The 1,495-nt window shown below is 48.6% G+C and carries 1 protein-coding gene; it reads left to right on the forward strand.

From position 1 onward, the window contains the following. Positions 1–95: 95 nt before the first annotated feature. A partial coding sequence (locus tag QL223_RS25850) for a condensation domain-containing protein (protein ID WP_281546356.1) occupies positions 96–1,495 on the forward strand: 1,400 nt, incomplete at its 3' end.

The following is a 1,495-nucleotide window of genomic DNA, read 5'->3' on the forward strand; positions in this document are numbered from 1 at the left end:
ACTGTGGTACCCATTATCTGGTCGAGCTGGATGGTGAGAACGTCAATGTTGGACGGCTTGAACAGGCTTGGAACAGCCTGGTTCAGCATCATGACATGCTCAGGGTTGATATTAGTGATATGGAAACTCAATGTGTGGCCGAGGATCCGTCCAGATTCTTTACCTCTATTGAACAGGTAGAGTGTGATGATCTTGAACATGCCAGCACGCAGCTCTCACTTTGGTGGAAAGCTCTCTCGTCCTCGAAAGAAGCCACATTGTTTGCAGCGCGCGTATTTTCAATGGGTCATCACCGCAGCAGGGTTGGCTTGATCTTCAACTACCTCACTTTGGATGGCTTCAGCATTAAAATGCTGCTTCGCCAGCTAGCACTCAGATACAGGGATCTTGAAGCGCCTTTGCCTGCGCCTGCGGTCTCATTCCGCGATTATGTTCAACAATTCGCACCCTCGGCAAAACAACGTGAAACAGCTATCAAATACTGGGAGCAAAAACTTGAAACACTCCCGCTATCTGCAGCTTTACCACTGAAGATTGATCCAAGAACAGTCAATCATTCTCACTTCCGCAGACGGTCAATGATCTTAAACCGCGAAACTTGGCAAAGTCTAAAGAAGTCAACAAGAGCCAATGGGATCACACCTTCTGTTGCAGTGCTGAGTGCATTTTGTGAGGTTTTAAGCCGTTGGAGTGGCGGCCACTCCCATACCGTAAATATGACACTGTTCGATCGGCAGCCAATTCACCCGGATATCAATCATGTTGCCGGTGACTTTACATCATTGGTACCAGTGGGTTATCAGCCTGACAGGAGCGCAAACTTAATCGAAAGTGCTTTGCAGTTACAGGAAGAAACCTTTGATGCCTTAGAGCATCGACAGGTTTCTTCAATTTATGTGCAACGCGAGCGCGCAAAGCATATGGATATGACAGCGGCTGCCTTGCCTATTGTATTCACCAGCACACTCGGAATGTCTGATGATCTGTTAAGAGAAGAGACTATCAGCGAGTTCCCGCAAATATCCGGTGGAGGCTTATCGGAAACACCTCAGGTATGGCTGGATCATCAAATGTATGAATATGGTGATGAGCTTCATATTTCATGGGATACCGTGGATTCACTTTTCCCTGAAGGCATGCTCGACGACATGTTTGACGCCCTCGGCACAATGTTGAATACCCTGCATGTCTCGTGGAACTCACCACTGGATACGCTTTTACCATTACAACAGACTCAAACCCGCCGTGTGACCAACACGACAGAGTACCCTTATAAGGAGCGAACTCTTCACCAACCGTTCTTTGAAATGGCAGCGGAAACACCCGAACGCACTGCCATTATCTCTGAACAACATTCCCTCTCCTATGGCGAGCTCGCTCAAGCTGCCCTGCAATTGGCTGCTTTACTCACCGAGCACGGGGTTCAACCCGGTGAACCTGTTGCCGTCACCCTTCCAAGGGGACACAATCAGGTCATCGCTGTCCTTGGTATTCT

This window comes from Grimontia sp. SpTr1, assembly GCF_947387585.1.
GTDB classification, from domain to species: Bacteria; Pseudomonadota; Gammaproteobacteria; order Enterobacterales; family Vibrionaceae; genus Enterovibrio; species Enterovibrio indicus.